Source organism: Aeromonas sp. HMWF017, from assembly GCF_003061465.1.
Lineage (GTDB): Bacteria > Pseudomonadota > Gammaproteobacteria > Enterobacterales > Aeromonadaceae > Aeromonas > Aeromonas veronii.
The window spans coordinates 1-6,077 of sequence record NZ_QAJD01000184.1; the positions used below are offsets into that span (position 1 = coordinate 1).

8 protein-coding genes and 1 pseudogene are annotated in these 6,077 nt (G+C 56.3%); all 9 read right to left on the reverse strand.

Annotation, left to right across the window (positions count from 1 at the left end):
* Positions 1 to 549, reverse strand: a pseudogene (locus DBR30_RS21425) (MSHA biogenesis protein MshQ); the annotation flags it as partial.
* Positions 549 to 1,019: an MSHA biogenesis protein MshP gene (locus tag DBR30_RS20685; protein ID WP_375061239.1), complete on the reverse strand. Its 471-nt coding sequence runs from the start codon at positions 1,017 to 1,019 to the stop codon at positions 549 to 551. The pseudogene DBR30_RS21425 and the gene DBR30_RS20685, both read right to left, overlap by 1 nt.
* Entirely contained in the window at positions 1,009 to 1,905 is an 897-nt protein-coding gene (locus tag DBR30_RS20690) for a PilW family protein (protein ID WP_108540849.1), read from the reverse strand. The genes DBR30_RS20685 and DBR30_RS20690 overlap by 11 nt, the downstream gene beginning before the upstream one ends.
* Complete coding sequence (locus tag DBR30_RS20695) at positions 1,905 to 2,564, reverse strand: type IV pilus modification PilV family protein (protein WP_108540852.1); 660 nt, start codon at positions 2,562 to 2,564, stop codon at positions 1,905 to 1,907. The genes DBR30_RS20690 and DBR30_RS20695 overlap by 1 nt, the downstream gene beginning before the upstream one ends.
* On the reverse strand, positions 2,551 to 3,039 hold the full coding sequence (locus DBR30_RS20700; protein WP_108540855.1) for a prepilin-type N-terminal cleavage/methylation domain-containing protein: 489 nt from the start codon (positions 3,037 to 3,039) through the stop codon (positions 2,551 to 2,553). The genes DBR30_RS20695 and DBR30_RS20700 overlap by 14 nt, the downstream gene beginning before the upstream one ends.
* A 56-nt stretch (positions 3,040 to 3,095) precedes the next feature.
* Positions 3,096 to 3,545 (reverse strand): prepilin-type N-terminal cleavage/methylation domain-containing protein, encoded by a 450-nt coding sequence (locus DBR30_RS22790; protein WP_021231582.1) that lies wholly within the window; start codon positions 3,543 to 3,545, stop codon positions 3,096 to 3,098.
* 14 nt (positions 3,546 to 3,559) lie between these two features.
* A complete protein-coding gene (locus DBR30_RS20710; RefSeq protein ID WP_108540857.1) occupies positions 3,560 to 4,231 on the reverse strand; it encodes a prepilin-type N-terminal cleavage/methylation domain-containing protein in 672 nt (223 codons plus the stop codon).
* Positions 4,232 to 4,308: 77 nt separating this feature from the next.
* Positions 4,309 to 4,770, reverse strand: coding sequence for a hypothetical protein (locus DBR30_RS20715; RefSeq protein ID WP_108540860.1), 462 nt, complete (start codon positions 4,768 to 4,770; stop codon positions 4,309 to 4,311).
* 77 nt (positions 4,771 to 4,847) lie between these two features.
* The gene (locus DBR30_RS20720) at positions 4,848 to 6,068 is read right to left on the reverse strand and encodes a type II secretion system F family protein (RefSeq protein WP_040069488.1); all 1,221 of its coding nucleotides are present in this window, start codon (positions 6,066 to 6,068) and stop codon (positions 4,848 to 4,850) included.
* Between the last annotated feature and the right edge of the window lie 9 nt (positions 6,069 to 6,077).

Sequence of the window (6,077 nt, forward strand, 5' to 3'; positions counted from 1 at the left end):
GTAGTCTCCACTAGGCAAAATCAGCTTGGCACCATTGCCAGCCTCTATCTTCTGGATCCGATATTCGGTGCGAGCTGAGGAGAAGGTCACGGTGCAACTGCTATACAAAGAGAGGCTGGAGAACTGATACTGACTTGCACTGCCTAAACTGATAGCCTGCCCTGCACTACAGAAAGGGACTCCGCCACTACTACCATTCCCAGCTAAAAATGCGTTACCCCCACTAGTGGATAGACCCTGAATCGTATCGGGTGTAATCGTACATAGTCTTCTACTGCCATTGCTGTTATCACAGCTATCAACAGGCATTCCCGCATTTTGGTTGGAATAACAGAAATTTAGGGTTCGCCCCTCTGTGCCGGTTATCTTGGCGCTGCCATTCATGGTGAGAGTGGAGTAGTTATTTCCCCACCACCCACACCAGCCATTACTCGTGCCACCATGGCCTTGTACAACAGCAGGAAACGTTGTCCCATTATTGATAGTTTGAAAGGCCCCTGCTGCGCCACTAAACAGCCACACGGCTGCGACGATCCATAAATTGCGCATCAGGGAGTTCCTCCATCATAAGCTTCGACCATCAGGGTTCGGCTCACGGCAAAATCAGGGTTGGCACTGTTAAGGTCCGAGCTGCCACAGGTGCTGACACTCTCGAGCCGGTAGCCCGTGTTGCTCTGGTTGTTATAGGTCACCGGTACCTCCCGGCAGCTAACCACAACCTGACAACCAGCCAAACCGATGTTGTCATTAAACTGCTGTGTGGCAAGTACCAGACCACAACGATTAGGTGATGATACAGCCGGTCTGTTAGGGAATAGCTGATATAGAGCAATCTCCAGCCCGCTCTGGGCGGCCAGCAGGGCACGCACGCTGCGCACCTCCACCGTATTTTTTTCGCCGCTATCGACCAGAAAACGCCCCATGGCAGCCGCCAGCAGCGCCATCACCACGATCACAAACAGGGCGATCATCAAGGCACTGCCTCGCATCCGTCCGAAAGCCTGTGGATCAGGGCACATTGAACACCTCTATCTTGTGGTTAAAGGTGACCGACTCCCCCTTGCGCTCGAACACAAAACGCATACCAAACTCCCCTTCAGCGTTAAACGCCGAGGTTTCACGATAGAAGACATTGCCAGGCCGAAGTGACTCGGCCATCAGGACTCCTAGCGGTAAAGTGCTGCCAGCGGCACTGATCCCTGCACTGGTTCGGTATAGCGCCCCTCCAGATACGCAGTAACGCACCTGCTCGCGAGCAAAATACGCTCTCATGCCGGGAGATGTACCATCCAGCAGCGCACCGCTATACCCGATTGATTGGGCTCCAGAGATCACCGGACCCACAGCCTCAACTTGCGCCACGCAACGACCATAATCACAGCGGTCCCATATCGACTGCGTACCGCTGGAAACGGGTTGGGGAAACACCACTAACCAGTCGCTTACCGGCTCAACTGCAACAGGAGGCGCAACCATTACCAGCTCAAGTGTGGACGAGGCGCCAGACGGGCGATTGAGGGCAAGATAGCGCCCCGAGTTGCTGATGGGCCAGAACCGCAGACAGGGGCCTTGGTCCAGCCAGTTACCATTCTGATCTTCAATGCGCTCCGATCCCGGCACCGCATCGCGCAGTTCGCGGTTAAGTCGCTCCATGGCGAAACGGGCATCACTCATCAACTGTTCACGGCTACTGGCATCGCCATAAATCTGGGTGCCGATTCCGATAAACTGGCTGGTAAAGGTCGCCATAATCCCGAGCAACAGGATGACCATCACCAGCTCGACCAGAGTAAAGCCACTGTTACCCCGAGGCTTGCGGTAGGTTCGATTAGCAGCCAAGCGTAATCGGACGTCGGAAGTAGCAGCAGGAGCAAACATTCGGATAGACAAGCAGGAGCGTTCCATCAGTAGTTCCCCCGATAGAAGGAGAAGTCGAGCACACTCCCATCCGGCAGCTTCACCTGCAACAGAACTCGCTTGCCGATAGACTCTGCCTTAAGACCCGGGCTGCCAAACAGGTCATCCGGCGTCACGGCGATCCTGACCTGGTAGTTGCGATATTCATCGCTTGCGACCTTGGAATCGGCTTGAGTAAAGAATGTCGCCTCAATCCAGTCACTGTTCAAGCAGTTAACCTCAGCCCATCCCTTGGCACAAATGACGCTGGTCTGATAATCATCCACATCATTAAAGGTATAGGGCTCCCGTTCACCACCATCCGGGCCATACTGGCTGGGCTGCCAACCCGCAATCGCCGGAGCAGGAGGATTCTGGGTACAGGTCACACCGACAGGGCAACTGCAATCCCCATAAAATTGGCCATTGAAGGTCTCGCCACAACGATAACGACCACCATTATGATCCGACTTTTCATCAAACGACTTTTGCAAGATCTCGCCGGAGAGGCGCTGGGCCAGCTGGGCGGCGCGTACCTGCTGCACCGGGTCTACCGCCTGCGGCGACTGATTGATAAGCAACCCCAGTATGCCAGTCAAGGCCACCGCCAGCAGCACTATGCCAACGATCAGCTCAATCAGCGTAAAACCGCGTTTAAGGGATCTCATGGATAAACCCCTCGGATTCAATCTTGATACGGCCACTCTCGCGGCCATCGGTGACTTGTAGCTCGCAGCCACCGACGCAGCTACCGAGCGGGCGGCCCATCTGATCAAAGCGGATAACAAAAGGAGGCGTGCCCTTGTTCGAGGAGATGGAGATCCCGGCTGACAGGGTCACCGGACGACCACGGGTGAACTGATTAGCGTTCCAGCTCGATATAGCCGCAGGATCGCCACAAGGGGAGAGCGTGCTGTGGCCAAACTGGCCCGCGTCAACCCGCAGTGAGGTACAACGATTGGCCGGTTCGTGCATATTGACAGTCTGTACCAGCCGCAGCCGGGTCAGCAGTTCGTCACGCACGGTTTGAGTTTCAAAGCCGCCTTTGCCCAGCCATTTTGGCACGGCAAAGGCGGCCAGAATCCCGAGTAACAGGATCACCAGTACCAGTTCAATCAGGGTAAAGCCCTTGGTTGCAGGCATGGGTTTTCTCATCAGGGAAAAGAGAAAGCGAGGCCGAAGCCTCGCTCGGACATCAATCAATTACACGCAGTGTTGATAGAAATCGTTGGTCGATTGGTATTGCTGGTCAAAGTATTAGCGTAAGTAACGTCACACTTGTCATCTTGTGCACTTGCTGCACGGAAGGTGCCTTTGCTGCCAGATACTTCTGACCATCCATCCAGAGTTACGGTTTTGGCAACTTCATCTGTTACTGGATAGCCATAGTTAGTTTTCACAGTATCTGTAGTGCTGATTGCCACAGATACGGTTGCTCCTGAAGCTGTATTCTCCAGACCAGCAATAGCAGCCTTGCTATAGATCATTTGAGAACTGCTCTGCAGTGCAGCCTGCACGCCTTGGGCGGCAGAATAACGAGCATCATCCTGCAGATTCAGGAACTTGGGTGCAGCAGTGACCGCCAGAATACCCAGAATGATGATCACGATAACCAGTTCGATCAGGGTAAAACCCGCCTGTTTTTTCATTTCACTTTCCTCTGTTAATTAATATTTGTGGTCACCTGACCGGATGCCGGGCGGTAACTGAAACTCATAAATGCATCAGTCTTGCCTTGCGGATCCTGATACTTGCCATCACTGCCCTTACTCAAACTATTGACCAAATAGTAACGGCAGACCGAATCCAGTCCATTACTGCTCACTGTGGCATAGTATTTCAGGTCATTGCCGCTACCGCGCACTTCATTGAAGCTGGCCGTAGCCTTGGGCGGGTTTTGCAGTAACCCCTCCCAAATATTGAGACAACGTTCTGCGGTCAGATTGGCCGGATCCACATCGGGATTACCACTGGCAACGGTATCCATGGGATAGCCCGGCGACAGCTCGCCGTTACTGATCTGGGTCTCGGTCGGTGTGGTCAGATAGAAGCGACTACCGTCATAGAGCACGGTATTGAGGCTGTCCTGTTTGGCGCGACCTTCCGCCTCCCATTGCGCCCGCACCAGCGAAACGCCGGTAGCAAAACCGCCAGAGACCCCTTCCACGCTGGCCTTCTTCGCTTCGTCAGTCACATCGAGAAAGCGCGGCAGTGCAGTCACCGCCAGGATCCCCAGGATCACGATAACGATCACCAGCTCAATGAGGGAGAAGCCGGCGGCCCCTCTCCTCATCCCGTTTTCCGGCATTGTTGGTGCCATTGGTTTCATTGTCATGCTCCCTCCGTAATGCCCCACATTATTTCATGCAGGCCCAAAAAAATCATGTAGCTGGGTCATATGATTAGTTTCATTCAAGGCTTTTTCATCACCCGCCCGTCAGAAAACTGATAAACCAGCCAATAACCATCCCACCCCATCTCGCAACCACTGCCATCGGGGCGGGCCAGAACCTGCAGGGGAGGCATGCCCCCCTTCGTCTCACCCATCAGTGCCAGCCACAACTGACGGCAATTTTCCGAAGGGGATTGCAGCGGCACCAGCCCCAGGGGCCAACCCCGGGTGTCAAACTGCCACCCCTTGCCAGCGACATGCAGAGTCTGCGGACGCCGCTCATCGAGCCAAATGCCGTGCAAACGCTGTGCCCGCTCGGCAAATTGCTCCCCCAGCAAGGTGAGAGTGAGCTGCTGCGCCTCTTCCCGGTGGCCCTGATAGCTACGCACCAACGTAGCAACAATCACCATCAACAGGATGATCACGGCGATCCGCCGATATCCGGTCAGCCAGCGATCATCCTGCTGCGTCTGTCTGTTCATCCAGCCCTCGACTCCACCGCTCACTTGCCTCTTACGGCTCGCATCATGTCCCACCACTCAAGCGTGAAGATGCCGAGTTACTTGCCGCGAACTGCGCGCATCATGTCCCACATGGGGGTGAAGATACCCAGTGCCAGGATCAGCACCATCACCGCCACGATCCCGATCAGGATCGGCTCGATGCGGGCGGTGAGACTCTTGAGGTCATAATCCACCTCGCGCTCGTAATACTCGGCCGCTTCGTGCAGCAGGTCATCGACCTGACCTGTCTCCTCCCCCACGGCGATCATCTGCATCACCAGCGGGGTGAACAGGCCGCTGCTGCTGGCAGTGCGAAGCAGGCTCTCGCCCCGCTCGATACCGGCGCGCATATCCCGTACCCGCCCCGCCATCCAGGCGTTATCCACTGCATCGGCCACCAGGGTCAGCGCCGTGTTCAGCGGCACCCCTGCCTTGAGCATCATGGAAAAACTACGGGCAAAACGGGCCAGCAGGGAGCGCTCTATGATGGTGCCGACGATCGGCAACTTGAGCTGCCAGCGGTGCCAGGTCAGCTTGCCCTTGGTGGTGGCGACCCAGCGGCGCCAGCCGAACACCATCCCCGCCAGAATGGCGAGCAGCAGCCACCAATAGTTGACAAAAAAGTGCGAGGTGGCGAGCAGAATGCGGGTCGCCAGCGGCAACTCCACCCCGAACTTGGCGAACATGCCGGCAAACACCGGGATCACCATGATATTGAGGATCACCATGGCGATACCGATGGCGATCATCACGAAGCTGGGGTAGCGCATGGCGGTCTTGATCCGCTTGCGGGTCTCCAGCTCCAGCTCGAAATAGTTGGCGAGCTGCAAGAAGGCCTCTTCCAGCTGACCTGTGTTCTCACCCACATGGATGATGGCTACAAACAGGCTGCTGAATACCTTGGGGTGCGCCTGCATCGAGCTGGAGAGCGGGCGACCATTGCCGAGATCTTCCCCCAGCGAGTGCAACGCCCGCTTGAGCGGCTTGCTGTGAGTGCTCTCCTCCAGCCCGGCAATGGCGCGCAGGATCGGGATCCCGGCCCGGGTCAGGGCATACATCTGGCGGCTGAAGATCACCAGCTCGTCCAGCTTGACGCCCCCTTCCAGCAACAGTGACCAGTCGATGGCAGCGGATTTGGCCTTGCCCGGTTTGAGCTCGGTGGGCATCACGCCGCGGCGCATCAGCTGCTCGGCGGCCGCCATCTCGTTGGCCGCTTCGACCACGCCACTGGTCGCGTTACCCTGGCTGTCACGCCCCTTGTAGGCAAAGTTAGCCATCGCTTACCC

What these genes read in the sequence shown, in the direction of transcription:
- DBR30_RS20700 (WP_108540855.1), bottom strand. Translation starts at nt 3,039, where the DNA reads ATGCCTGCAACCAAGGGCTTTACCCTGATTGAACTGGTACTGGTGATC.
- DBR30_RS20720 (WP_040069488.1), bottom strand. Translation starts at nt 6,068, where the DNA reads ATGGCTAACTTTGCCTACAAGGGGCGTGACAGCCAGGGTAACGCGACC.
- DBR30_RS20715 (WP_108540860.1), bottom strand. Translation starts at nt 4,770, where the DNA reads ATGAACAGACAGACGCAGCAGGATGATCGCTGGCTGACCGGATATCGG.
- DBR30_RS20695 (WP_108540852.1), bottom strand. Translation starts at nt 2,564, where the DNA reads ATGAGATCCCTTAAACGCGGTTTTACGCTGATTGAGCTGATCGTTGGC.
- DBR30_RS20685 (WP_375061239.1), bottom strand. Translation starts at nt 1,019, where the DNA reads ATGTGCCCTGATCCACAGGCTTTCGGACGGATGCGAGGCAGTGCCTTG.
- DBR30_RS20710 (WP_108540857.1), bottom strand. Translation starts at nt 4,231, where the DNA reads ATGACAATGAAACCAATGGCACCAACAATGCCGGAAAACGGGATGAGG.
- DBR30_RS22790 (WP_021231582.1), bottom strand. Translation starts at nt 3,545, where the DNA reads ATGAAAAAACAGGCGGGTTTTACCCTGATCGAACTGGTTATCGTGATC.
- DBR30_RS20690 (WP_108540849.1), bottom strand. Translation starts at nt 1,905, where the DNA reads ATGGAACGCTCCTGCTTGTCTATCCGAATGTTTGCTCCTGCTGCTACT.